The organism is Bradyrhizobium sp. Ce-3, from assembly GCF_022835695.1.
Classification (GTDB): domain Bacteria; phylum Pseudomonadota; class Alphaproteobacteria; order Rhizobiales; family Xanthobacteraceae; genus Bradyrhizobium.
Window position 1 is genome coordinate 1 of the sequence record NZ_BQUV01000041.1, and the last position, 374, is coordinate 374.

Here is a 374-nt window from a genome sequence, read left to right on the forward strand (position 1 = left end):
ATATTATTATATTTGAATAAATCGCCTTTATTGAGAGTTAATTTAGACTCTTCTGTTAATTCTGTGATTTGTTCTCGGTCTACGTATCCAGCTTCGCCAGCGTAAGTAGCACCAGTTTTAAATGTAAATTCGTTATCTGGATTAAGGTATTTGATACCATAAAAAGCAGCAACAGGTTGATTAGTTCTTTGCGTTGCTACAATGTCAGAATATATTAATTTAGTGGTAGCGCGAGTCAAAGCAACGAGATTTGGGCGACCGATTGAGTTGCTATTCGTTGTGGTTGATTCGCGCAGAAGTTCGTTGATTTTAGCCATTGTATTTTCCTTGTTGAAATATAATACTATTTATAAAGTTATTTACAAGACCAAAGT

1 protein-coding gene is annotated in these 374 nt (G+C 34.5%); it reads right to left on the reverse strand.

Going from position 1 to position 374, the window contains the following annotated elements:
* The coding region (locus tag BRSPCE3_RS35740) for a hypothetical protein (RefSeq protein WP_244071814.1) at positions 1-317 on the reverse strand (317 nt) is incomplete at its 3' end.
* Positions 318-374: the final 57 nt, after the last annotated feature.